Annotated in this window: 18 protein-coding genes; 10 read left to right on the forward strand and 8 right to left on the reverse strand. The window is 67.5% G+C overall.

What is annotated here, in order from left to right; translation table 11 throughout:
- Positions 1–2: 2 nt before the first annotated feature.
- From LG661_RS03545 to hemC, 3 genes are all read right to left on the reverse strand, one after another.
- On the reverse strand, positions 3–1,403 hold the full coding sequence (locus tag LG661_RS03545) for a COG4223 family protein (RefSeq protein ID WP_230530486.1): 1,401 nt from the start codon (positions 1,401–1,403) through the stop codon (positions 3–5).
- A gap of 152 nt (positions 1,404–1,555) precedes the next feature.
- Entirely contained in the window at positions 1,556–2,254 is a 699-nt protein-coding gene (locus LG661_RS03550; protein ID WP_230530487.1) for a uroporphyrinogen-III synthase, read from the reverse strand.
- The gene (gene hemC, locus LG661_RS03555) at positions 2,254–3,180 is read right to left on the reverse strand and encodes a hydroxymethylbilane synthase (protein ID WP_230530488.1); all 927 of its coding nucleotides are present in this window, start codon (positions 3,178–3,180) and stop codon (positions 2,254–2,256) included. The genes LG661_RS03550 and hemC overlap by 1 nt, the downstream gene beginning before the upstream one ends.
- A 123-nt stretch (positions 3,181–3,303) precedes the next feature.
- Here hemC and tsaD point away from each other — a divergent pair, with 123 nt between their 5' ends.
- From tsaD to LG661_RS03580, 5 genes are all read left to right on the forward strand, one after another.
- Positions 3,304–4,359, forward strand: coding sequence for a tRNA (adenosine(37)-N6)-threonylcarbamoyltransferase complex transferase subunit TsaD (gene tsaD / locus LG661_RS03560; RefSeq protein ID WP_230530489.1), 1,056 nt, complete (start codon positions 3,304–3,306; stop codon positions 4,357–4,359).
- Positions 4,359–5,354, forward strand: coding sequence for an NAD(P)H-dependent glycerol-3-phosphate dehydrogenase (locus tag LG661_RS03565; RefSeq protein WP_230530490.1), 996 nt, complete (start codon positions 4,359–4,361; stop codon positions 5,352–5,354). Before tsaD ends, LG661_RS03565 begins: the two co-directional genes overlap by 1 nt.
- Positions 5,355–5,363: 9 nt before the next feature.
- Positions 5,364–5,777, forward strand: coding sequence for an EVE domain-containing protein (locus tag LG661_RS03570; protein WP_230530491.1), 414 nt, complete (start codon positions 5,364–5,366; stop codon positions 5,775–5,777).
- Positions 5,778–6,014: 237 nt separating this feature from the next.
- On the forward strand, positions 6,015–7,973 hold the full coding sequence (gene acs / locus LG661_RS03575; protein ID WP_230530492.1) for an acetate--CoA ligase: 1,959 nt from the start codon (positions 6,015–6,017) through the stop codon (positions 7,971–7,973).
- 115 nt (positions 7,974–8,088) lie between these two features.
- The gene (locus LG661_RS03580; RefSeq protein ID WP_230530493.1) at positions 8,089–8,598 is read left to right on the forward strand and encodes a L,D-transpeptidase; all 510 of its coding nucleotides are present in this window, start codon (positions 8,089–8,091) and stop codon (positions 8,596–8,598) included.
- Between the two features lie 107 nt (positions 8,599–8,705).
- Here LG661_RS03580 and LG661_RS03585 read toward each other — a convergent pair whose 3' ends face one another.
- Together LG661_RS03585 and LG661_RS03590 are read right to left on the reverse strand one after the other, a co-directional pair.
- A complete protein-coding gene (locus tag LG661_RS03585; protein ID WP_230530494.1) occupies positions 8,706–10,007 on the reverse strand; it encodes a class I SAM-dependent methyltransferase in 1,302 nt (433 codons plus the stop codon).
- A 55-nt stretch (positions 10,008–10,062) separates the two neighbouring features.
- A complete protein-coding gene (locus LG661_RS03590) occupies positions 10,063–10,299 on the reverse strand; it encodes a DUF1674 domain-containing protein (RefSeq protein ID WP_230530495.1) in 237 nt (78 codons plus the stop codon).
- 105 nt (positions 10,300–10,404) lie between these two features.
- Between LG661_RS03590 and htpX the strand changes: the two genes are divergently transcribed.
- From htpX to LG661_RS03615, 5 genes are all read left to right on the forward strand, one after another.
- On the forward strand, positions 10,405–11,331 hold the full coding sequence (gene htpX, locus LG661_RS03595; RefSeq protein ID WP_230530496.1) for a zinc metalloprotease HtpX: 927 nt from the start codon (positions 10,405–10,407) through the stop codon (positions 11,329–11,331).
- 4 nt (positions 11,332–11,335) lie between these two features.
- Positions 11,336–12,649, forward strand: a complete 1,314-nt coding sequence (locus tag LG661_RS03600) for an RsmB/NOP family class I SAM-dependent RNA methyltransferase (protein WP_268995428.1) — start codon at positions 11,336–11,338, stop codon at positions 12,647–12,649.
- A gap of 91 nt (positions 12,650–12,740) precedes the next feature.
- Complete coding sequence (locus LG661_RS03605; RefSeq protein WP_230530497.1) at positions 12,741–14,501, forward strand: heparinase II/III family protein; 1,761 nt, start codon at positions 12,741–12,743, stop codon at positions 14,499–14,501.
- Between the two features lie 615 nt (positions 14,502–15,116).
- Positions 15,117–16,709, forward strand: a complete 1,593-nt coding sequence (gene purH / locus LG661_RS03610) for a bifunctional phosphoribosylaminoimidazolecarboxamide formyltransferase/IMP cyclohydrolase (RefSeq protein ID WP_230530498.1) — start codon at positions 15,117–15,119, stop codon at positions 16,707–16,709.
- A gap of 42 nt (positions 16,710–16,751) precedes the next feature.
- A complete protein-coding gene (locus LG661_RS03615; RefSeq protein WP_230530499.1) occupies positions 16,752–17,072 on the forward strand; it encodes a heavy metal-binding domain-containing protein in 321 nt (106 codons plus the stop codon).
- Positions 17,073–17,074: 2 nt separating this feature from the next.
- Here LG661_RS03615 and LG661_RS03620 read toward each other — a convergent pair whose 3' ends face one another.
- From LG661_RS03620 to LG661_RS03630, 3 genes are all read right to left on the reverse strand, one after another.
- Positions 17,075–18,469 carry an MFS transporter gene (locus LG661_RS03620; protein ID WP_407666638.1) on the reverse strand — a complete coding sequence of 465 codons (1,395 nt, stop codon included), beginning with the start codon at positions 18,467–18,469 and terminating at the stop codon, positions 17,075–17,077.
- Positions 18,470–18,503: 34 nt separating this feature from the next.
- Positions 18,504–23,342: an NAD-glutamate dehydrogenase gene (locus tag LG661_RS03625; RefSeq protein WP_230530500.1), complete on the reverse strand. Its 4,839-nt coding sequence runs from the start codon at positions 23,340–23,342 to the stop codon at positions 18,504–18,506.
- A 116-nt stretch (positions 23,343–23,458) separates the two neighbouring features.
- A complete protein-coding gene (locus LG661_RS03630; RefSeq protein WP_230530501.1) occupies positions 23,459–23,809 on the reverse strand; it encodes a winged helix-turn-helix transcriptional regulator in 351 nt (116 codons plus the stop codon).
- Positions 23,810–23,862: the final 53 nt, after the last annotated feature.

The raw sequence follows: 23,862 nt of genomic DNA on the forward strand, positions 1-23,862 counted from the left end.
TTTTACTGCGCCGTTCGGTTGAGGGCGGCGAGAGCGTTGTCGGCGATGGCCTGACCGGCCTGGCGGGCCTGGGCGACCGCAGCAGCCTGTTGCGCCCATTCCTCGGACATGCGCCGCGCCGGCTCCGGCAGGGCCTGCCAGGCGGCGACCGCCTCCGCCACATCCCCGCGCTCCAAAGCCTGCTCGATGCGCGCGACGAGGCTCGGAACCCCCGTGGAGCCTGGCTGGTCCACGGGACGGACGGTGACCACCCGGTCCGCCATGCGCAGAAGCCGGTCGGTCCAGCCCCCTGCCGGCCCACGGCTCTCGCGCAGGATAGCGGCTCCGAGAGGCTCGAAGCGCTGCGCGATCTCGGCGGCCGTGGGAGCCCCCTGCTGTGCGAAGGGTTCGAGAGGAGCAAGCCGCGCCGGATCGGCCTCGACATGCCTCAGCCCCTCCAGGACGTCCACATAGGGCGTTCCGTTCCGCAGGGCGTCGCTCAGGCGCTCCGCGAGGATGATCCGGGTTCCGGTCTGGAAGGCGCTCGTCGCGCCCTGGTTCTCCTGGGCCAGCCGGTTGGAGAGCGCCCCGATATCGTTGGACAGGGCTGAAAGGCTCTGCTGCTGCGCGGCGAGGCGGCTGTCCAGTTCCGCGATCCGGCCATCAAGGTTCTGCGCTGCGTTCAGGGCGCTTGTCGCGGTCTGGGCCGCATTGGCAGCTTCCTGCGCTACGTTCTGAACCTGATTGTCCAGCGCCGACAGGCGCTCGGTGATCTGGGCCAGAGCCGCATCCGTCTGCGGGGCAGGAACCTCCGGGACCGGCCGGTTGGCGGCTTCCTGAGCTTGCGCCAGGGCCTGCTCGGCCGTGCTCTGAAGGGCCTGAAGCCGCTCATTGAGGGATGCGCCTGTATTCTCGACCGCGCCGATGCGGCCGGACAGGGCCTGAAGATCCCCTGGCCGCACGCCCTGCTGCCCGAGCGTCGCCACCTGCTGCTCCAGCTGCACCAGCCGGGCATCGTCCTGACCCTCGGGACCGCGCCAGGTCTGCGCGCCGTAGAGGATTCCTGCACCGACGAGCCCGCCGAGGAGGCCGGCGCCGACCAGGGCCCCAAGAGGGGTTTTCCGGTGATCGGTGTCGCGAACCGGCCCGCTCTCGGGCGGAGGAGGCTGCGACGGCGGCTCGTTGGAGGAGGTCTCCGGCGCAATCGAATCGGTCGCGAGGCCCGAATCGAGGGTAGCCTCCGGCTTCGACACCTCCTCCTGGGCTGCCTTCTCGGGCTCAGGCGATATCGTCTCCTCCGGCTTCGTCTCCTCCCTAGACGCGCCATCGTCGACGACCGTCGCCTTCAGGTCGAGGGTCGTCGGTTCGCGCGCGGGCTTCTTGCGAGAGGATTTCGGGGCTCGGGGATCGGATGAATGGGTCACTGTTCGCTCTTGGTGGGCACTCTTGAAAGGTCACGGTGGAAGGTCATTGTGGCAAGCTTGAGCGCGGCGTTTCGTTCCCTGGCAAGAATGTCGTCCTTGATGGTCTGCAAAGATCCCTAAAGCCCCAATCGTAATCGAAACGGCTGCCGACGTCATAGAGGGCCGTCGAGAAGTCCGAGGAGAGCGCCCTCCGCAGGCTCCTCCGCCACAAGGACGGGAGCGCCCATGGCCTCGAGAGGCACGGCCACATCCGCCGAGAGGCAGAGGTGCGGAAAACTTCCGAGAGTGGACGTCAGCCCCGCCTCCCCCATCCGCCGGACGAGGAGATCCGCGCTCCTTCGAGAATAATGGAGCGCCGCGCCGATTTTGCCAGAGCGGAGCGCCTCGATGGCCGTCGGCGGCAGGCTGCCGGTGGCCCTTGCCTCGTAGGCCTCCCATTGCAGAACGTGGAAGCCGGATGCGCGCAACGAGGCCGCCGGCTCGTCCTTGTGGTGTCGGGCCATCACGTGGAGCAGCGTCAGTCCAGGCTCCTTCTCGCGCCGGATCAGCCGCGACAGGGACGCCGCATCGCCTTCCGCTACGGATACGGACGAGAAGCCCGCATCCCGCACCGTCTCCGCCGTGCGCTCACCCACGGCGAAAACGGTGAGCTGCCTGTTCTCGATGGCAGACAGGGCCTCCGCCGCATGAGCGCTGGTGACGACGATAGCATCATAGGGGCCTGCAGGAGCGGGCTCGCCCGTTGTGGCAATCTCGATCACGGGCGCGCAGAGAGCCTCATGCCCACGGGCCTCAAGCTTTCGGGCCGTGCGCGATGCATCCTCCGATGCGCGTGTGACGAGAACGAGCATCAGGCGCTGAGGAAACCTGCGGGCATGCGGGTGCGCAGCTCGGTGCCCACCTCGCGCCCCATGGCGACGGCATCGGAGACCGCGCCGCGCCGGGCGGTCTCCAGGCTTTCCGAGCCGTCGGGACGCATGACGAGGCCGCGTATCTCGAGCTCGCCGTCGATCAGGCGGGCATGGCCGGCGATGGGCGTGCGGCACGACCCGTCGAGGATTGTGAGAAAAGCCCGCTCAGCGGCGAGCGTATGAGCCGTCGGTTCGTGGAGGATCGGCTCAAGGGCCTCCCGTACCCGCTCGTCCTCCACCCGCACCGCGATGGCGATGGCCCCCTGCCCCACCGCGGGCAGGAAGTCCTCCGTGTCGAGGATCGTGGTGACGTGGTCGGTCAGCCCCAAGCGGCGCAAACCAGCCATGGCGAGGAGCGTGGCGTCGACCTCGCCGCCATCCAGCTTGGCGAGACGCGTCTGCACGTTGCCGCGCAGCAGCGTGACCTGCAGGTCGGGTCGCAGGCGGCGGATCTGCGCCTGACGGCGAAGGGAGGCGGAGCCCACCACCGCACCTGCCCGCAGCTCGTGCAGGGTCTTGAAGCGGCGGCTGATGAAGGCGTCGCGCACATCCTCGCGGGGCAGGTAACCTGCGATGACGATGCCTTCCGGCAGGGTCGTCGGCAGGTCCTTGGCGGAATGCACGGCGAGATCGATGAAGCCCTCCAGCAGGGCGATGTCGAGCTCCTTGGTGAAGAGCCCCTTGCCCCCGGCTTCCGAGAGGGGCCTGTCCTGAATGGCGTCGCCCGTGGTCTTGATGATCGACAGGGGCAGCTGCTCCACGGGCCAGCCATGGGCGATGCTCACGCGGTCCTGCGTCTCACGGGCCTGGGCCAGCGCCAGGGGACTGCCGCGCGTGCCGATGACCAGGGGGGATGAAAGGGGCATTCCTGCTGTGCTCTCCGATGATGCGAGATGGCGTTTGATCTTGTGCGTCGGGGCGGACTATAGGGGGAGGACAGGCGGGCCGCAAAGCCCGAACAAACACGTAGCAACGGCAGCCCGACGACCATGCGCATCCTTGGCATCGAGACCACCTGCGACGAGACCGCCGCCGCCGTTGTGGCACTCGGCTTCGACGGACGGGGCGAGATCCTCTCCAACGAGGTCCTGAGCCAGATTGCGGAGCACGCGGCCTATGGCGGCGTGGTCCCGGAGATCGCGGCCCGGGCCCATGTGGAGGTGCTCGACCGGCTCGTCGCCCGCGCCCTGAAAACAGCGGGCTGCACCGTGGACGACATCGACGGCATCGCGGTGGCGGCCGGCCCCGGCCTCATCGGCGGCGTGCTCGTGGGGCTCACAACCGCCAAGGCGATGGCGCTCGTCACCCGCAAGCCGCTGATGGCGGTGAACCACCTCGAGGCCCATGCGCTCACCGCCCGCCTGACCGACGGCATCGGCTTTCCCTATCTGCTGCTTCTCGCCTCCGGCGGCCACACGCAGCTCGTGGCGGTGAAGGGGGTCGGCGACTACACGCGCATCGGCACCACCATCGACGACGCCATCGGCGAGGCCTTCGACAAGGTGGCGAAGATGCTGGGGCTTCCCTATCCCGGCGGCCCCCACGTGGAGAACGAGGCGGCAAAGGGCAATCCGGAGCGCTTCGCCCTGCCTCGCCCGCTCATGGGACGAGCCGAGCCCGATTTCTCCCTGTCCGGCCTCAAGACCGCCGTGCGCCTGGAGGCGGAGCGCATCGCGCCGCTCACGCAGACCGACGTGTCCGATCTCTGCGCCAGCTTCCAGGCCGCGATCGTGGACGTGGTGGTCGACCGCACCCGCGTCGGGTTGCGCAAATTCCGCGAAATCGCAGGCCATCCGAGCGCCCTCGTGGTGGCGGGCGGCGTCGCCGCCAACCAGACCATGCGGCAGGCCCTCCAGCGGCTTGCGGTCGAGGCGGGCCTCAAGCTCGTCGCCCCGCCCGTGTCGCTCTGCGGCGACAACGGCGCGATGATCGCCTGGGCGGGCCTCGAGCGCCTGCGGCTCGGCCTCATCGACGATATCGGCGCGCCGGCCCGCGCCCGCTGGCCGCTGGACACGAGCCGCGACGAGGCGGGAGCGAAGGCCTGATGAGCCTGCCTTCCGGTTCCATCGGCATTGCCGGCGCGGGAGCCTGGGGAACGGCGCTCGCCAATGCGGCGGCGGCGGCCGGAAACGACGCGATCCTGTGGATGCGCACGGCCGAGCAGGCGCAAGCGCTTGCTGCGACCCGCACGAACGAGCGCTTCCTGCCGGGCGTCAGGCTGCACGACCGCATCCGGCCCACCGCCGATCTCGGCGATCTCGCCACATGCCGCGCCGTGCTCCTCGTGACTCCGGCCCAGACGACGCGGGAGATGACGGCGGCGCTCGCCTCCGTCCTGCCCGCCGCCACGCCCCTCGTGCTCTGCGCCAAGGGAATCGAGCGGGGCACGAACGCCTTTCTCTGCGACGTGGCGGAGGAGGTCCGCCCCGGCGCGCCCGTCGCCGTGCTCTCCGGTCCCAGCTTCGCGGATGACGTGGCCCGCGGCCTGCCGACCGCCGTGACCCTGGCCTGCCGGGATTCGGCGCGCGCGGAAGAGCTTGCTCTCGCCCTCTCCGGGCCGACCTTGAGGGTCTATCATCGCCACGACATCCGTGGCGTCGAGATCGGCGGGGCGGCCAAGAACGTGCTGGCCATCGCCTGCGGGGCCGTGGCCGGCAAAGGCCTCGGCGAGAGCGCCAAGGCGGCGCTGATCGCCCGCGGCTTCGCGGAGCTTCTGCGCTTCGCCCGCGCCTATGGCGGCGAGGCGGAGACCCTGATGGGCCTCTCCGGCCTCGGCGATCTCGTTCTCACCTGCTCCTCCGCCCATTCCCGCAACTTCGCCTTCGGCATGCGTCTCGGCCAGGGCCTGAGCGTGGATGACGCGGCGGGCGGCAAGCTGGTGGAGGGAGCGGCCACCGCAAGCGCCCTCGTGGCGCTGGCGCGTGCGAAAGGCATCGACATGCCCATCGCCGAGGCCGTCGAGCAGATCCTTTCCGGCGCATGGACCCTCGACCACGCTGTCGATGCGCTGATGAACCGTCCGATCAAGTCCGAGTATTGAGAGTTGAAGATGGCCCACTGGCTCTACAAGTCCGAACCCTCCGTCTGGTCCTGGGACGCCCAGGTCGCGCAAGGCGACAAAGGCACCTTCTGGAACGGGGTGCGCAACCATGTCGCCAAGCAGAACCTGATGGCGATGAAAAAGGGCGAGCAGGGCTTTTTCTACCATTCTAACGAAGGCAAGGCGGTGGTGGGCATCGTCGAGGTCATCCGGGAATATTACCCCGACCACACGGACGAGACCGGCAAGTTCGGCATGGTCGACGTCAACGCCGTGAAGGCCCTGCCGAGGCCCGTAACGCTGGACGAAATCAAGAAGCAGCCCGGCCTCGAGAAGATGATCCTCGTCAACAATTCCCGCCTCTCGGTGCAGCCGGTCACCGACGAGGAGTGGGAGATCGTCTGCCGGATGGGCGGGCTGTAAGAGCTCATTGTCTTTTCCGGAAGGACGCGAAGCAGAGGGCAAGGGAATCCAGGGCTAAGCGCACCGCAATGGATCCCCTTTCCGGTCCCGCGGGCCGCCGGGGACGGCGCTGAACCTTCGAAACACCCGAAAGTAGCAGCGACCAAAGTCCGATGCCGGTCCCGCTTGCCCGGACCCTCTCTCTTTCCGTAAACCTAGACCTAATTACCCAACAGGGACGCGTCTGGGAGAAGCGCCATGGAAGAGAAGATCTACGACGTTTCGTCGGAGTGGAGCCGCCGCGCCTATCTGGATAACGCCGGCTATCTTGCGAAATACGAGGCCTCCATCCGAGATCCGGAGGCTTTCTGGGCGGAAGAGGCCAAGCGGATCCACTGGTTCACCGCGCCGACCAGGATCAAGAACACCAATTTCGGCCCCGGCGAGGTCTCGATCCGCTGGTTCGAGGACGGCGTGACCAACGTCGCCTATAATTGCGTCGACCGGCACGTCGACACCCGCGGCGATCAGGTCGCCATCATCTGGGAAGGCGACGACCCGTCCGAATCGAAGAAGATCACCTACCGCGAGCTTCATGCCGAGGTCTGCCGCATGGCCAACATCATGCGCAACCGCGGCGTCGGGAAGGGCGACCGGGTGACGATCTACATGCCGATGATCCCGGAGGCGGCCTATGCCATGCTCGCCTGCGCAAGGCTCGGCGCGATCCACTCCGTGGTTTTCGGCGGCTTCTCGCCGGATTCGCTGGCCAGCCGCATCCAGGATGCGAAATCCGCCTTCATCGTGACCGCCGACGAGGGCCTGCGCGGCGGGCGCAAGGTGCCCCTGAAGGTCAATGTGGACGCCGCCATCGAGCGGATCGGCGAGGGTGTCGTGGACCACGTCCTCGTCGTGCGCCGCACGGGGTCCGCCGTGAACATGGTGCCGGGCCGCGACGTCTATTATCACGAGGCGGCCGACCAGGTGACGGACGAGTGCCCCTGGGAGGAGATGAACGCGGAGGACCCGCTGTTCATTCTCTACACCTCGGGCTCCACCGGAACGCCGAAGGGCGTGCTGCACACCACCGGCGGCTATCTCGTCTATGCAGCGATGACGCATCAATACGTCTTCGATTACCATGACGGCGACGTCTACTGGTGCACCGCGGACGTCGGCTGGGTGACCGGCCATTCCTACATCCTCTACGGGCCGCTCGCGAACGGCGCGACGACCCTGATGTTCGAGGGCGTGCCGACCTATCCCTCGATCTCCCGCTTCTGGGAGGTGATCGACAAGCACAACGTCAACATCTTCTACACCGCGCCGACCGCGATCCGCTCCCTCATGCAGGCGGGCGAGGAGCCGGTGAAGAAGACCTCCCGCAAGACCCTGCGGCTTTTGGGGAGCGTCGGCGAGCCGATCAATCCGGAAGCCTGGGAATGGTATCACCGCGTGGTCGGCGACAGCCGCTGCCCCATCGTCGACACCTGGTGGCAGACGGAGACCGGCGGCATCCTCATCACGCCGCTTCCCGGCGCGACCAAGCTGAAGCCCGGTTCGGCCACCCGCCCCTTCTTCGGCGTGAGGCCGGAGATCGTGGATGCGGAAGGAAAGGTGCTGGAGGGCGCAACCGAGGGCAACCTCGTGATCGCCGATTCCTGGCCGGGCCAGATGCGCACGGTCTACGGCGACCACGAGCGCTTCGTGCAGACCTACTTCTCCACCTACCCTGGAAAATACTTCACCGGCGACGGCTGCCGCCGCGATGCGGACGGCTATTACTGGATCACCGGCCGCGTGGACGACGTGATCAACGTCTCGGGCCACCGCATGGGCACCGCTGAGGTCGAATCGGCGCTCGTCGCCCATCCGAAGGTCTCGGAAGCGGCAGTGGTGGGCTATCCGCACGACATCAAGGGCCAGGGCATCTACGCCTACGTCACCCTGATGGCGGGCGAGCAGCCGAGCGAGGAGCTTCGCAAGGAGCTCGTCGCCTGGGTGCGCAAGGAGATCGGCCCCATCGCCTCTCCCGACCTGATCCAGTTCGCGCCGGGCCTGCCCAAGACCCGCTCCGGCAAGATCATGCGCCGCATCCTGCGCAAGATCGCCGAGGACGAGTTCGGCTCGCTGGGCGACACCTCAACGCTCGCCGACCCCACCGTGGTCGACGACCTGATCACCAACCGCCAGAACAAGCGCACGCAGGCGGCCTGAAGGATCCACGACACCCCGGATTCCACTTTGCGATCCGGGGTGCCTGCTTAACGGAACCTTAGCCTTTTCATCGGCGTCTCACCCTAAGCGATCATTCCTGCGGAGAGCTTGAGACATGGGCGTGCGCGCCGCAATCGCCATGGCCGCCGTGATCGGCGCCATGGCCGTCACCAATACAGACGCCGTTGCCCGCGAGGTCGTGCCCTTCAAGGCGCGGGTGGAGCCGGGCACCATCGTCGTCAGGACCAAGGAGCGGCGGCTCTATTACGTGCGCGGGGACGGCACGGCCTTCCGCTACCGGGTCGCCGTGGGACGCCCGGACAAGCAATGGTTCGGCGAGGCGCGCATCAACGGCAAGCATGTGCGGCCCGCCTGGTCTCCGCCGAGAGAGGTGAAGCGCGACAACCCGCGCCTGCCCGACGTCATTCCCGGCGGCGCGCCCAACAATCCCATGGGCGAGCGGGCGCTGACCCTCGACCTCGACGAATACGCCATCCACGGAACCAACCGCCCGAACTCCATCGGCACCTACGCGTCCTACGGCTGCATCCGCATGTTCAACGAGGACATCATCGATCTCTTCGATCAGGTCAGCGTGGGGACGCGGGTGGTGGTGGAGCGCTAGGAAGCGTCATCCACGAGCGCTCATCCTGACAAACGCAGCGTCTCCCGCGCTCCCTGGATCATCCTCCGAATCGCCGGTTTCGCGCCTCCACAGGATTAGGCTGCCAATCAACGATACAGATCCGCCCGCGACGGCGGCAGCCCTGACGGTCCGCGCGTGCGCTTGGAGGCCAGCGTCTGGTTGACGCCGATGACCCCGCGCTCGAAGCCCAGGGACACACCGGCGAGATAGAGAAGCCAGGCGCGGGTGGTCTCGGGGCCGACCTCGGCCTCAGCCTGCGCCCTGTTGGCGCTCAGGTTCTCCCACCAGAGGCGGGTGGTGCGCTGGTAGTGCTCGCGCCAGGCCTCCACGTCATGCACCTCGAAGCCGTAGCGTTCGAGATTGGCGACCGACATGCCGAGATGATCGAGCTGAGCGCCCGGAAAGATGTAGCGCATGATCGCCTTGGCCTCGGGTCTCAAACGGCCGAAGGCACGCTTCGAGCGCTTGGCGCGCCGGGCGATGGCGTGGTGGAGATAAAGGCCCCGCGGCCGCAGCAGCCGATGCACCGTGCGGAAGTAGGTCGGGTGGTTGGCGATGCCCACATGCTCGAACATGCCGATGGAGGAGATCTTGTCGAACTCCCCCTCCACCTGGGTGAAGTCCTTGAGAACCACCTCGACCCGGTCCTGCAGGCCGAGCCGCGCGATCTTCTCCCGCGCGAGCGCCGCCTGCTCCTCGGCGAGCGTGACGCCCGTCGCCTTGACCCCGTAATGCTGCGCCGCATGGCAGATGAGCGCGCCCCAGCCGCAGCCGATGTCGAGAAGGCGCTCGCCGGGTTTGAGCCGCAGCTTGCGGCAGATCATGTCGAGCTTGTCCCTCTGCGCGCGGGCGAGGTCGTCGTGCCAGTCGGGCTGGAAGTAGGCACAGGTATAGACCATCTTCGGGTCGAGGAAGAGCCGGTAGAAGTCGTTCGACACGTCGTAGTGGTAGGCGATATTCGCCTTGTTGGTGGAGGGCTTGCCGTCCCGGGCGCCGGTGCCCTCCCGCGGCCGGTCGAGGGGGCGCGGCATGTCGGCGGGCGCGCGCAGGAAGTGATAGGCGGCTCTCAAGGCCTTGGCCTTGCTCACCTCCTTCAGGCGGCGGCCGATCTTTCCCCGCGGGCGCTGGTCGGCGAGATCGAACAGGGTGCCGTTCTTCAGGTCGAGCAGGCCCGCCACATGGGCGTTGATCACTGTGTCGAGCGTCGGGCGGCGCAGAAGAGCGGCCGCCACGTTCTCGCGCCGGATGACGAGCCGCATGGCATAGGAGGGCAGATCCGCCGGGATCGTCGAGCCGTCCCACAGCTCGAAGCCGAAGGACAGGTCGAGCGCCCGATGCGCCTCGCTCAAGAGATCGCGAAGGATCTCCAGCCGTGCCGCCTTGCTCATGCCCCTCCCCTTTCGGGAGGCGAGACTAAGCGCGGCCTTTGCCGGAGACAACCGGTTAAAAGTCGCTCGCCAGCCCCTTCACCTCCCAATCCTCGTAGCGGACGGGCTCCAGGCCGCCCCGGCCCTGGTGTTCCTTGGCCTTGGCGATCTCGGCCGCACGGGCGTCGATTTCGAGGCGGCGTCGGGCGGCCTCTTCCAGGGCCCGCTGGGCTGCGGGCGAAAGGGGCTTGCCGGGGGCCGCGCCCTCGACGGGGAGGTCCGGGCTTGTCTCGGGTGTGTCGTTCGTGCTCATGAAGCGCCTTTGCCAGTTCTCGGAGGCCCTTGGGAGGGAGCTGGACCGTTCCCACATAAGCGCTGTGCGAATGGATCCGACGTTCCCCACGAGGTGGAGACCCCGATGAACACCGTCAAGACTGCAATGCTGCTGGCAGCCCTGACCGCCTTGTTCGGCGTTGTCGGCTACTTGCTGGGCGGCGCGAGCGGCATGATGATCGCGCTGGGCCTGGGCATCGCGATGAACGCCTTCGCCTACTGGAACTCGGACCGGCTGGCGCTTTCCGCCCACCACGCGGTGGAGGTGGACGAGCGCACGGCCCCCGAACTGGTCGGAATGGTGAGGGAGCTCGCCCATCGCGCGGGCCTGCCGATGCCGCGGGTCTATCTCATCGACAATCCGCAGCCCAACGCCTTCGCTACGGGCAGAAGCCCGGAGAAGGCAGCGGTGGCGGCCACCACCGGCCTTCTGCGCATGCTTTCCCGGGACGAGATCGCCGGCGTGATGGCGCACGAGCTTGCCCATATCAAGAACCGCGATACGCTCATCATGACGGTGAGCGCGACGATTGCAGGCGCCATCGCAACGCTCGCCCAGTTCGGTTTTCTCTTCGGCGGACGGGGCGACGCCCGGCCCAACCCGATCGTGACGCTGGCAACCATGCTGCTTGCGCCGATCGCGGCCATGATCATCCAGATGGCGATCAGCCGCTCGCGGGAATATAACGCCGACCGGCTCGGCGCGCAGATCTGCGGTCAGCCGCTCTCGCTCGCCTCGGCCCTGTCGCGGATCGCGGGCGGCGTGGCGCAAATTCCGAACCACGATGCGGAGAACCACCCGGCGACCGCGTCGCTCTTCATCATCAATCCCCTCACAGGCCACGGCATGGACAATCTCTTCTCGACCCACCCGGCGACCGAAAACCGGATCGCCGCCCTCCAAGCCCTGGCGCAGGAGATGGGAGCCGCATCCCGGCCTCAAGGCAGCTTCGCCTCCGGAGCCTCTACGAGCCCCTGGGGCTCCCCTTCCCGTCGCGGACCCTGGGGCTAAAGCCGTGGACCATTCCGAACAAGCAGGACTCGGCCCCCGCCGCCTCGCCTGGAAGACAGTGGCGGAAACCATGAAGCGGCGCGTGCCGCTCGACGACGTGCTGGAGGAGCTGGCCCCGGCGGAAGCCCTCTCGCCCCGGGACGAGGCCCTGGCGCGGGCTATCGCCATCGTCACCTTCCGCCGCCTCGGCACCATCGGACGCGCTTTGCGCGAGCGGCTCAACAAGGAGCCCCGTGACGAGCGCCTGATGCATCTTCTCGCCATCGGTGCGGCGCAGATCCTGTTTCTCGACGTACCGGACCACGCCGCCGTGGACACCGCCGTCGCGCTCGCTCAGGAAGATCCCAAGCTCAGCCATGCCGGCGGCTTCATCAATGCGGTGCTGCGGCGCGTGGCGCGGGAGAAAGAAGCGATCCTGGCCGAGAGCGATTCCTGGCTCAATACGCCGACCTGGCTGGAGGCGCGCTGGATTGCGCAATATGGCGAGCCCCTCGCCAGGAAGATCGCCGAGGCGCACCGCTCCATGGCCTCGGTGGACCTGACGGTGAAGGAGAAGCCCGAGGATTGGGCGGAACGTCTCGGCGGCGTTCTTCTCCCCACCGGCAGCATCCGCCTTGTCGAGCGTACTGCCATCCGTGACCTGCCTGGCTACGAGGAGGGCGCCTGGTGGGTGCAGGATGCCGCTGCAGCCCTTCCCGCCCGGCTGCTGAATGCGAAGCCCGGCGAACGCATCGCCGATCTCTGCGCGGCTCCGGGCGGCAAGACGGCCCAGATCGCCTCCACCGGGGCCGAGGTGCTGGCCGTCGACCGGTCGCCTAGGCGGGTGAAGCGGCTCGAGGAGAACCTCGCCCGCCTGAACTTCAAGGCCGAGACCCGCGCCATCGATGCGGAAAAGCTCGACGAGCCCGCCTTCGACGCCATCCTGCTCGACGCCCCCTGCTCGGCGACCGGCACGATCCGCCGCCACCCGGACGTCGCCTGGACCAAGGGCGAAGAGGACATCCGCAAGCTCTCGGGCCTGCAGAGCCGTCTGCTCGACAAGGCGGCGGCCCTGCTCAAGCCTGGCGGACGGCTGGTCTATTGCACCTGTTCGCTCGAAGCCGAGGAAGGCGAGCGCCAGGCGGAGGCCTTCCTCGCCCGTCACCCGGATTTCGTGCGCCGGCCCATCGAGCCCGCCGAGATCGGCGGATGGGCGGAATGCATCACGCCGCAGGGCGACTTGAGAACCCTGCCGTTCCAGCTGGAGCTTGCCGACCACGACCGCAGCGGCCTCGACGGCTTTTTTGTCGCGCGGTTTGTGCACAAAGGTACGGCATAAAAGGAGCCTGCGCTTACCGGTTGTTAACCAGTCAGCAGGAAGTCCTCTCTTAAGCTGACGCGGATACAGCATGATACGAGGAGCGCCAGGAGTGGATTTCGGGCCAGATCGCTGGCGGCTTTACCGGCTTGCCTTTCGTGAGGCAGGCCGCTCCATGCGTGGAGCCGCGGTCTGGACGTCGTCCAAGGTCCTGAGCGGGACTCCGATGCCGACGCGGCTGCTCTTCGCGCCGCAGGACCTGCGCACGGCCGACCCCACCATCGCGACCGACATCTATTCCGGTTTCTTCGCCTTCGCGGGCCGCGCCATCACCACGGGCGGGCGCTCGCCCTTCGCGTTTGCGCCGCCGAGCCGCGCCTGGGGCGAGGCCCTCTACGGCTTCGGCTGGCTCAGGCATCTCAGGGCCGCCGGCACGGCGCTGGCCCAGGCCAATGCCCGCTCCCTTGTGGACGAGTTCGTCACCTCCCGTCTCGGCGACAAGCGGCTCGCCTGCGATACGCAGGTTACGGCCCGCAGGCTCATGTCCCTCGTCAGCCAGTCGCCGCTGATCCTGGAAGGGGCGGACCACGCATTCTACCAGCGGTTCCTGCGGATCATCGGCCAGCATGTGCGCGAGCTGGAGCGGCATGTCCGCTCCGGCGTTCCGCCCTTCTCGCAGCTCATGGCCGCCATCGCGCTCTGCTATGCGGGCCTGTGCTGCGAGGGCCTGGAGCGCACCACGCGGCGGGCGAGCCGTTACCTCGCCCGCGAACTCGACCGCCAGATCCTGCCGGACGGAGGCCATGCGAGCCGCAACCCGCGGATCACCGTCGATCTCCTGTTCGACCTGCTGCCCCTGCGCCAGATGTTCGCCAGCCGCGAGATCGACACGCCCGAAGCCCTGCTCCGCGCCGTGGACAGGATGCTGCCCATGGTGAGGCTCTTCCGTCACGGGGACGGCACCCTCTCCCACTTCAACGGCATGGGCGTCACGGCGGCGGACCATTTGGCGACGCTGCTGACCTATGACGACATGCGCAGCCAGCCGATCCACCATGCGCCCCATTCGGGCTACGAGCGCGTAGAGGCCGGACGCACCCTGCTGGTGGCGGATGTAGGCGCGCCGCCCCCGGTCGCCCTCTCGACGGAAGCGGGCGCGGGATGCCTCTCCTTCGAATTCTCCAGCGGCATGCAGCGCATCGTGGTCAATTGCGGCATGCCGCGCATCGCGGGCGACGCCATCATCCAGGCCTCCCGCTCGACCGCCGCCCATTCCACCGCCTCCATCGGCGATGCCTCGTCGTGCCAGATGGTCAGCGACAAGGGAGGACTGGCGGAGCGCCGGATCGCCGGCTGGCTCCTGCGCCGCCTCGGGCCCGTGATCGTCAGCGGCCCCGAGCAGGTGACGGCGGAGCGCAGCGAGCGGGAGCACGTGCAGTCGCTCAGCGCCAGCCACGACGGCTACCAGGCCCGCTTCGGCCTCACCCATGAGCGGCGCTGGCACCTGTCGCCCAAGGGCGACAGCCTGGACGGCGAGGACATCTTCTGGGGCGAAGGGGCCAGCGCCGCCTCCCGGGAGGCCATCATACGCTTTCACCTCGCGCCCGGCGTCCGGGCGAGCCGGGCCCAGAACGGGCGCGTGGTCATGCTGGTCCTGCCGAACCGCGAGGCCTGGCAGTTCTCCGCCGATCCCATCGAGGCCCGTGTGGAGGACAGCGTCTTTCTCGCCGCCCCCGACGGCATGCGCCGCACGGAGCAGATCGTCCTGACCTTGCGCCCAAGCGAGACCCCCTCCGTACGCTGGCGTTTCGAGCGCATGGCGCGCACCTACACGCCGGGACAGACGCAGGAACCGGGGCCGGAGCTACTTTGAAGACAGCAGACTGCCGGCGAGGGCTCAGGGAAAATTAAGCTCCCCTGAGCCCTCGATTCCTCAAGGCGGCGGGTTCATTCTCCACAATCCGTCCACTCGGCTTTCGGGCTCGCGCCACAGACCGACGTCGCGCAGTGCGTGGTCGTTGAGGTGCTCCAATCTCTGCAAGGCTCGCCGATAGGTGAAGCGATTCCACCACGCGAGGATTCCCGCTGCCCAGGAGGCAACATTCCTGACGGTGAGAACGGCTCGATAAAAATGGGGCTTGTGCTTCGGCGAAGGGAAATGTGTGTCCATGCTTGCTCTCCACTCGATGTGAGGAGAGCAGAGAACTCCAGGACCCTACCCGCCTCGGGAGGGTCCTCGGGAATGATCATGCACGCGTCAGCGCAACACCCATCCCGCGCACCCTCTCAGGTACGTGAAACGACGGGTAAGGCGGGACACGCGGTTGATCATGAAGGAAGTCCTAGCAGAAGATACATTATCCGCCAAGCTTGTAGACGCGGGCTGAGGGCTGACGGAGGCCTGCGGTTCTGTGGGCTGCCCGGTTCCCATCGCTCTCCCGCCGTGCTATCGCGCCCGCAGATCAAACCCTTCGCATGGAGCGGCCGGATGCCGAGCGACCTGAAGCGCGTGACGCGCGCCCTTCTTTCCGTTTCCGACAAGACGGGCCTCGTGGACTTCGCCCGGGCGCTCTCTGCGCGGGGCATCGAGCTGGTCTCCACCGGCGGCACGCACAAGACCCTGCGCGAGGCGGGCCTGCCCGTGAAGGACGTGAGCGATCTCACGGGCTTTCCGGAGATGATGGACGGGCGCGTGAAGACGCTCCACCCCGCCGTTCATGGCGGGCTCCTGGGCATCCGCGCGAACCCCGAGCACCAGGCGGCGATGCTGGCCCACGGCATCCAGCCCATCGACCTGCTCGTGGTGAACCTCTATCCCTTCGTGGCGACGGTCGCGGCGGGCAAGCCTTACGACGACTGCATCGAGAACATCGATATCGGCGGTCCCGCCATGATCCGTGCGGCGGCCAAGAACCACGGCGACGTGGCGGTGGTGGTGGACGGCGCGGACTATGCCGCCGTGCTCGATGACCTCGGCCAATACGACGGCTCGGTGACCCTTACCCTTCGCCGCCGCCTCGCCCAGAAGGCCTATGCGCGCACGGCGGCCTATGACGCGGCGATCTCCAACTGGTTCGCGAACGAACTCGGCGAGGCGACCCCGCCTGTCCGGGCGCTCGGCGGCTCCATCGCGGAAGTCCTGCGCTACGGCGAGAACCCGCACCAGAATGCCGCCTTCTACCGCACCCCGGAGAACCGCCCGGGCGTCGCCACCGCGCGCCAGGTGCAGGGCAAGCAGCTCTCCTACAACAACATCAACGATACGGACGCGGCCTATGAGGCCGTGGGCGAGTTCGATCCGAGCCGCTCGGCCGCCATCGTGATCGTCAAGCACGCCAACCCCTGCGGCGTGGCGGAAGGCGCAAGCCTTCGCGAGGCCTATGAGAAGGCGCTTCGCTGCGATCCGGTCTCGGCTTTCGGCGGCATCGTCGCCATGAACCGCCCGCTCGACGCGGAAGCGGCAAAAGCCATCACCGAGATCTTCACCGAGGTCATCATCGCCCCCGATGCAAGCGAGGAAGCCATCGCCATCGTCGCGGCCAAGAAGAACCTGCGCCTCCTGCTCGCCGGCTCCCTGCCCGATCCGCGCCAGGAAGGGCTCACCCTCCGCACGGTGGCGGGCGGCTTCCTGGCGCAAGGGCGCGACAATGCCGTGATCGACGCCATGGACCTGAAGGTGGTGACGAAGCGCGCGCCCACGGAGCGCGAGCTCAAGGACCTGCGCTTCGCCTTCCGCGTCGCTAAGCACGTGAAGTCGAACGCCATCGTCTATGCCAAGGATCTCGCCACCGTCGGCATCGGCGCAGGCCAGATGAGCCGGGTCGATTCCTCCCGCATCGCCGCCTGGAAGGCGGCCGAAGCCGCGAAGGCCGCGAACCTGCCGGAAACCCTCGCCAAGGGCTCGGTGGTCGCCTCCGACGCCTTCTTCCCCTTCGCGGACGGTCTGCTCGCCGCTGCGGAAGCCGGCGCCACCGCCGTGATCCAGCCCGGCGGCTCCATGCGCGACGACGAGGTGATCAAGGCCGCCGATGAGGCGGGCCTCGCCATGGTCCTCACGGGGCACCGCCACTTCCGTCACTGAGAACCGATCCCTACATCAGAGTCTCCACCAAGGGAGACTCTGATGATCGTCACCACCACGCCCACCGTCGAAGGCCGCCGCATCGGCTCCTACCGGGGCATCGTCTCGGGCGAAGCCATTTTGGGCGCGAACGTCTTTCGCGATTTCTTCGCCTCCATCCGCGACGTGGTCGGCGGGCGCTCGGGCTCCTATGAGCGGGTCCTGCGCGATGGGCGCGACACCGCCATCCGCGAAATGATCGAGGAAGCGCAACGCCTCGGCGCGCATGCCATTGTCGGCGTTCACATGGATTACGGCGCCATCGGCAAGAACGAGGGCATGATGATGGTCACCGTGAGCGGCACGGCGGTGACGCTGGACTAGGCCTATACCCGCTTCACGCCGCTGAGCAGCGCAAGGCCTGCGAACAGGAACAGGATCAGCACGGCGGGAGCCGCGGCCTGTGTCTGGAAATAGGCCGTCGCCATGGCCACCGACAGCGGCGCGAGGAAGGACGTGACCTTGCCCGAGAGCGCCAGCAGGCCGAAATAGCGCCCTGCCTCCCGCGCCGGCACCAGCCGCGCGAGAAGGCTGCGCGAGGAGGCCTGCATCGGCCCTGCCACCGCGCCGATCAGGAGGCCCAGCAGCACGAACATCTTTTCCGGCGCGGTGCCGTAGAGCCCGTCCTCCGGCGCCGGCGGCGCGGTTGGGACGATGAAGAGCATGTGCTCGCGCCCCAGGGACAGAACGCCGAAGCAGACCAGCACCAGGATCAGAATCGCGCCCGCGACCACGGGCTTTGCCCCGATGCGGTCGTCGAGCCGTCCGCCGACCAGCGCGCCGAGGGTTCCGGTGATGGTGAGCAGGATGCCGAACACGCCGAGCTCGATGGCCTGCCAGCCGAACACCCCTGCCCCGTAGATGCCGCCGAAGGCAAAGAGCGCCACAAGGGCGTCCTGATAGACCATGTTGGCGAGGAGGAAGCGCAGCACGCTCCCATGCCGGCGCGCATCGACGAGCGTGTTTCGGACCTGCGCGAATCCCTGCTTGACGGCCGCGCCCGTGGCGAGCGTGGAGCGGGCGACATCGGGAGTGAAGAGGAAGAGCGGCAGGACGAAGACGAGGAACCACAGGGCTGAGAAAGGCCCCGTGATGCGGTCGCCCTCCCGCTGGGCCGGATCGAGGCCGAAAAGCGGCTCGAAGCCGAGAATGGTCCGGCCCGTCTCAGGGTTGGCCGCCAGGAAGCCCAGTACGACAACGAGGGAGACGAGACCGCCGAAATAGCCCATGGCCCAGCCCGAGCCGGAGAGACGCCCGAAGCGCTCCGGCGGGACGAGGTGGGGGATCATGGCGTTGTTGAACACCGCCGCCACCTCCACCGCAACCGTGCCGAAGGCGAAGGCGATCAGCGCGATGGCGATTGCGCTCTGTTGGCCGGGGGCCGCGTACCACAGGGTGAAGCATGCGAGGCCGAGGATGAGACCGCATACGGCGATCCAGGGCTTCTTCGGCCCGGTCGCATCGGCGATCGAGCCAAGCACCGGCGAGAGGATGGCGAGCGCCAAGCCCGCCGCCGCCGTGGCGTAGCCCCAGAGGCTCTGTCCCGTCACCGGGTCCGGAGCCAGGGCGGAAACGAAATAGGGCGCGAAGACGAAGGTCGTCACCAGCGTGAAGAAAGGCTGGCAGGCCCAGTCGAAGAGCAGCCAGCCGAGGATGGCGGGACGCGAGGCCTGGACGGCGGATGCCGTCGCAGGTCCGCTCTCGTCCACAGGCTTTGCGATGCCGGTCGCTTCGGCCAAGGCCCGGCTCATCGCGTCACGTCGTCCGCGCCAGATCGCCGAGCAGGTTCGCCGCCACCGTGATCTTCGAGAGCGTCAGGCCCGAGGAGACGATGTTGTCGACCGCATTCTTGATCCGGGTCACGTCCGCACCCCGCCTTTCGCTCCAGGCTTCGACCGCAGCCGCTCCCGAGGAATCGAGGGAGGATATCTCCGCGGTGAGATTGCGATGGGCGTAGGCGATGCCGTCGATAGCCCGGTCGAGGGCCAGCCGGTCGAAGTAGTCGCTGACCGGGATCTGCTGGGCCGCGCCGATGAGCGAGCCGAGCTGGAACGAGGCCTCGAGCGCGAAATGCGTGCAGGCGATCTCCTTCACGGGCTTGCTGGTCTTGTGCGCCGTCTGGACGATGTCGGGCGCGGCGACGAGATCCGGCAGCGACGCGATGCGGCGCGCAAGCTCCTCCGGCGCGCCCTGCTCGACCAGCGCCTTCGTGCGCTGGTCCCAGGCCTCGAGCGCCTGGGGCGAGAGCGCCTCCGGCAGGCTCGCCTCCACCTCCGCGATGCCGGCCTGATAGGTGCCGATAATGTCGTCGAGGGAGTGGCTGACGAAATCGACGTTGCGGATGAACCAGACGATCCGGTTCATGAGCAGGTCCTGCAATTCGCCATAGAGGCGAAGCTGCAGTGCGCCCGGCGCGACGCCGTCGAGGGCATCGACCGCCGCATTCATCTCGATCAGGCCGAAGGAATCCCGGGTGGCTGCGTAAGCCGCGGCAATCGTCGGCGCGTCGGCGCCGGTCTGGTCGACGAGACGGGCCACCATGGTCGGCCCGCCCCGGTTGATGATGGCGTTGGCGAGCTGGGTGGCGATGATCTCGCGGCGCAGGCGGTGGCTTGCGATCGCATCGGGGAAGCGCTCGCGCATCTCATCCGGGAAGTAGCGCTCGAGCTCCTTCGAGAGATAGGGATCGTCCGGGACGGTGCTGTCCAGAAGCTCATCGTGGAGCGAGAGCTTCGCATAGGCGAGCAGCACCGCCAGCTCGGGCCGGGTCAGTCCCTCGCCCCGTCGGCCACGCTCCAGCAGGACTCCGTCATCGGGCAGGTATTCCACCGTGCGATTGAGACGCCCCTGCGCCTCCAGCATATGCATGAGACGGCGCGCGAAACCGAGATCGCCCGCACCCTTCTGCTCCGAGAGCGAAAGCGCAAGGGTCTGCAGGTAGTTGTTGCGCAGGACAAGCCTTGCGACCTCGTCGGTCATGTCGGCGAGCAGCGCATTGCGCTCGTCCTGGCTGAGGCGGCCGTCGCGCTCGGGAGTGGTGAGCGCGATCTTGATGTTCACCTCGACGTCGGAGGTGTTGACGCCGGCCGAATTGTCGATGGCGTCCGTGTTGAGACGCACGCCCGTACGCGCGGCCTCGATGCGCCCGCGCTGGGTCAGCCCGAGATTCGCGCCCTCGCCGATCACCTTGGCGCGCACATCCGCGCCTGTGATGCGGATCGGATCGTTGGCGCGGTCGCCCACCTGCTCGTCCGTTTCCGAGGAAGAGCGGATATAGGTGCCGATGCCGCCGAACCAGAGAAGGCCGACCGGAGCTTTCAGGATCGCGCTCATCACCTCGGCGGGCGTGGCCTCCGCCTTGTCGAGCTCGAGAAGGGCGCGGATCTCCGGCGAGAGCGAAATCGACTTGGCGTTGCGCGGGAACACGCCGCCGCCTTTCGAGATGAGCGATTTGTCATAATCCTGCCAGCTCGAACGGGGCAGGTCGAAGAGACGCTGACGCTCCAGATAGGAGGCCTCCGGATCCGGGTTCGGATCGAGGAAGATGTCGCGGTGGTCGAAGGCGGCAACGAGCTTGACGGCGCGCGAGAGCAGCATGCCGTTGCCGAACACGTCGCCCGACATGTCGCCCACGCCCGCCACCGTCACGGGCTGCGTCTGGATGTCGATGTCGATCTCGCGGAAGTGGCGCTTCACCGCTTCCCAGGCGCCGCGGGCGGTGATGCCCATTTTCTTGTGGTCGTAGCCCTGGCTGCCGCCCGAGGCGAAGGCGTCGCCCAGCCAGTGGCCCTTCTCGATGGAAAGCGCGTTCGCCGTATCGGAGAAGGTGGCGGTGCCCTTGTCGGCTGCGACGACGAGGTAGGGATCGTCCCTATCGTGGCGCACGGTGTCCGGCGGCTGCGCCACGCTGTCGCCCACGATATTGTCGGTGAGCTGCAGGAGCGTGCGCACGAAGATGCGGTAGCTCTCGGTGCCTTCCGCCAGCCAGGCCTGGCGGTCGCCCGGCGGGGGCAGATGCTTGGGCACGAAGCCGCCCTTTGCGCCGACCGGCACGATGACCGCGTTCTTGACCTGCTGCGCTTTGACGAGACCCAGAACCTCCGTGCGGAAATCCTGTGGCCGGTCGGACCAGCGCAAGCCGCCGCGCGCGACCTTGCCGAAGCGCAGATGCACGCCTTCCACGCGCGGCGAATAGACGAAGATCTCGAAAAGCGGCCTCGGCAGCGGTAGCCCTTCCACCTTCGCGCATTCGAACTTGAACGCGATGGTCTGTCGCGGCAGGCCGTTGTCTTCGAGCTGGAAGAAGTTGGTGCGGGCCGCCGCCTCCACGAGGTTGATGAAGCGGCGCAGAATCCGGTCATCGTCGAGGCTCGTGACGCTTTTCAGCTGCTCCTCGATCACCGCGCGGATTGTGTCTTCCTTGGCGGCGCGCGCAGCCGCATCCTGATCGCGCGGATCGAAGCGGGCGTAGAACAGTTCGACGATGCGCACGGCAATGTCGCCGTGACGCGCGAGCGTGTCCGCGAGATAGTCCTGCGCGTAGGTTATCTGGATCTGGCGAAGATAGCGGCCGAGCGCCCGCACCATGGCCACATCGCGCCAGCCGAGGCCTGCTTCCAGCACGAGGCGGTTGAAGGCATCCGATTCCGCAAGGCCGCGGAACAGGGCCAGAAGGGCCGCCTCGATGAGATCCTGGATCTCGTCGATCCGGATCGCACCACCGGCTGCGCGCTCGAGCGTCATGTCGTGGAGCCATACGCGGTCCATGCCGGAGACGCCCGTCGAGACCACGCGATAGGTGCGTTCGTTCACGACGCGGAAGCCGAGATTCTCGAGCAGCGGCACGCGCTCGGAGAGGGGCAGCGCCGTGCCGCGCGAGAACAGCTTCAGGTTCACGCGGGTCTCATCGTCACCCTCGCGTCGGTAAAGGTCGACCGCGCGCGGACGCGCCTCCGAGAGCTGCTCCAGGAGGCCGATATCCTTGATCGCCTGCTCGGCCCCGAAGGCCTCGCGGTAGGCGGCGCTGAAGGCGTCGGCATAGCGGGCCGCGAGCGCGCGGGCCCGTGCGCCGCCGATGGTCTCGAGGAGCTGGTCGCGCAACGCGTCGCCCCAGGTCCGCACGATGCTCGCGATGCCCTTCTCCAGGGTCTCACGCGAAACCTGCGGAGTCTGCCCCTCGTCGCGGCCGATGATGTAGTGGGTGCGCGACAGGGGGCCTTCCGGATAGGCCGGGTAGGAGGCGGAGACGCGACCTTCGTAGATCCGGGCGAGGAACTGCCCGATGCGCAGGCGCACGCCCGTGTCGTAGCGGTCCTTCGGGACGAAGACGAGAACGGACACGAAGCGGTCGAACTCGTCGGGCCGCGCCAGCGCCCGCACGCGCGGGCGCTCCGAGAGATTCATGACCTCGATGGCAAAGTGGTAAAGCGTTTCCTCGTCGATCTGGAACAGCTCGTCGCGCGGGTAGTTCTCAAGCACGTTGAGCAGCGCGCGGCCAGCATAGCTCGCCGGATCGAAGCCCGCCCGCGCGATCACCTTCTCCACCTTGTGGCGCAGATACGGGACCTCGCCCGTGGTGTTGGTATAGGCGCTCGAGGTGAAGAGGCCGATGATGCGCAGCTCGCCCTGCAGCTGCCCCTTCCGGTCGAAGAGCTTCACGCCGACGTAATCGAGGTGGGCGCGGCGGTGGACGCGGGATTTGACGTTCGCCTTGGTGATGATGAGCGCCTTCGGGCGCGCCAGGAATGCGCGGATCTCCGGGGTCATCGCCACCAGCTCGCGGCCGCGCCGCAGAACACGCACGGACGGATCGCGCAGCAATCCGAGGCCGGAGCCCTCCACCGGATCGGCGGCGGTGTCGCCGGCAGGCAGGCGGTACTCGCGAAGGCCAAGGAAGGTGAAGTTGTCCTGCGCGATCCAGTCGAGGAAGGCGATGGCCTCCGTCACCTCGTCCTCCGGCAGCGGCGGAGGATTGAGCCGGTAATTCTGAACGAGCTCGGTGATGCGCGCGCGCATGCCGGGCCAGTCATGAACGGCGAGCGCCACGTCTTTGTGGACATGGCGCATGGCCTCGATGAGACGGCTGCGCGATTCCGCATCGTCGATGCGCGGCAGGTGGATATGAATGAAGCTTTCGCGCCTCACGCCGATGCGCGAGGACGCCGTCGTCTCGCCCACGAGGCGGACGAGAGCGCCGCCCGCATCGCGCTCGACCGCCAGGATCGGGTGCGCGACGAGCAACGGCTCGTAACCCTGATCCACGATCTCGGCCAGCGTCGAGTCGAGGAGGAAGGGCATGTTGTCGTTGATGATCTCGAGCACCGTCACGTCACGGTTGCGGCCTTCGCGCTCGATCTCGAGGTCGATGAGGTGGATATCCTCCACCTCGCCTGCGCGGGGCGCCTTGAGGTGCTCGTAGGCCTCGGCCGCCAGCTCCGCGAGAGCTTCGGGCGAATAGACCGCGAGATCCTCGGACGGAACACGCCCGTAGAGATGGTGGACGAAAGCAGGTGGAACGGCTTTGTGCCCGGTTTCCAGCACGGCGACGGCCTCGGCCGTCAGTTCGCTTCCGCTGGTCGGCGTCTCCAGCCTCATGCGCGCATCCTCGCTCACGGTTGTTGCGGGAGCGTTGCCACAGACCGGAAGGCCGCGCAACCGAACCCTGCCGATCAGCCTATGACAGGGTTAAGTTATTGCAACGCACAGACACTTTACGCTGCTTCGACCTCGGGCGACGACAGATTCCTGTCGCCCCATGCCTTCAGCGCCATGATCACCGGTTCGAGGCTGCGCCCGCGTGCCGAGAGCGAATATTCGACCCGCGGCGGCACCTCCGGATAGACCGTTCGGATAATCAGCCCGTCGGCTTCGAGTTCCCGCAGCTGGTTGGTGAGCATGCGCTGGGTCACGGCCGGGATCTGGCGGCGGAGCTCGTTGAAGCGCAGCGTGCCCTTCAGGAGCTTGTGGAGGATGACGATCTTCCATTTGCCGTCGATGAGGTTGAGCGCACGCTCGACGGAGCACCCGGTGGTCATGGTCGCCTTCGGATGAAGCTGCGTCATCACGGTATCCTTTTCGACACTATGTGCAGAAATTGTGCGTTCTTGCGAAGGTT

The sequence above is a fragment of the Microvirga roseola genome (genome assembly GCF_020866965.1).
GTDB classification, from domain to species: Bacteria; Pseudomonadota; Alphaproteobacteria; order Rhizobiales; family Beijerinckiaceae; genus Microvirga; species Microvirga roseola.

Excerpts from the sequence above, each read along its gene's own strand:
- LG661_RS03550 (WP_230530487.1), bottom strand. The coding sequence starts at position 2,254 with ATGCTCGTTCTCGTCACACGCGCATCGGAGGATGCATCGCGCACGGCC.
- hemC (WP_230530488.1), bottom strand. The coding sequence starts at position 3,180 with ATGCCCCTTTCATCCCCCCTGGTCATCGGCACGCGCGGCAGTCCCCTG.
- tsaD (WP_230530489.1), top strand. The coding sequence starts at position 3,304 with ATGCGCATCCTTGGCATCGAGACCACCTGCGACGAGACCGCCGCCGCC.
- LG661_RS03565 (WP_230530490.1), top strand. The coding sequence starts at position 4,359 with ATGAGCCTGCCTTCCGGTTCCATCGGCATTGCCGGCGCGGGAGCCTGG.
- LG661_RS03570 (WP_230530491.1), top strand. The coding sequence starts at position 5,364 with ATGGCCCACTGGCTCTACAAGTCCGAACCCTCCGTCTGGTCCTGGGAC.
- acs (WP_230530492.1), top strand. The coding sequence starts at position 6,015 with ATGGAAGAGAAGATCTACGACGTTTCGTCGGAGTGGAGCCGCCGCGCC.
- LG661_RS03580 (WP_230530493.1), top strand. The coding sequence starts at position 8,089 with ATGGGCGTGCGCGCCGCAATCGCCATGGCCGCCGTGATCGGCGCCATG.
- LG661_RS03585 (WP_230530494.1), bottom strand. The coding sequence starts at position 10,007 with ATGAGCAAGGCGGCACGGCTGGAGATCCTTCGCGATCTCTTGAGCGAG.
- LG661_RS03590 (WP_230530495.1), bottom strand. The coding sequence starts at position 10,299 with ATGAGCACGAACGACACACCCGAGACAAGCCCGGACCTCCCCGTCGAG.
- htpX (WP_230530496.1), top strand. The coding sequence starts at position 10,405 with ATGAACACCGTCAAGACTGCAATGCTGCTGGCAGCCCTGACCGCCTTG.
- purH (WP_230530498.1), top strand. The coding sequence starts at position 15,117 with ATGCCGAGCGACCTGAAGCGCGTGACGCGCGCCCTTCTTTCCGTTTCC.
- LG661_RS03615 (WP_230530499.1), top strand. The coding sequence starts at position 16,752 with ATGATCGTCACCACCACGCCCACCGTCGAAGGCCGCCGCATCGGCTCC.
- LG661_RS03625 (WP_230530500.1), bottom strand. The coding sequence starts at position 23,342 with ATGAGGCTGGAGACGCCGACCAGCGGAAGCGAACTGACGGCCGAGGCC.
- LG661_RS03630 (WP_230530501.1), bottom strand. The coding sequence starts at position 23,809 with ATGACGCAGCTTCATCCGAAGGCGACCATGACCACCGGGTGCTCCGTC.